At 63.4% G+C, this 399-nt stretch carries 1 protein-coding gene; it reads left to right on the forward strand.

Going from position 1 to position 399, the window contains the following annotated elements:
* Positions 1-399, forward strand: a 399-nt coding sequence (locus tag AC1D0P_RS31070) for a hypothetical protein (RefSeq protein ID WP_477680244.1), incomplete at both ends; no start/stop codon positions are given.

Here is a 399-nt window from a genome sequence, read left to right on the forward strand (position 1 = left end):
GCTTTGGCCGATCTCCTATGAAGGCCAGTCCGACACCGCCTGTCTCGATAATGCGCTCGAATTTTTGATCCGCGGCGGCTATTCGCTGGCGCATGCGGTGATGATGCTGATCCCGGAAGCCTGGGCCGGCAACCAGCTGATGGACCCGGAGCGCAAGGCCTTCTACGAATACCATGCCGCTCTGAGGGAACCCTGGGACGGCCCGGCGGCGATCGCCTTTACCAATGGCCGCCAGATCGGCGCAACGCTCGACCGCAACGGCCTGCGTCCGGCGCGCTATATCGTCACCTCCGACGACCGGGTGATCATGGCCTCCGAAGCCGGCGTGCTGCCGGTGCCGGAAGAATTGATCGTGCAGAAGTGGCGGCTGCAGCCAGGCAAGATGCTGCTGATCGACAT

This window comes from Polaromonas sp. P1_G2, assembly GCF_056405515.1.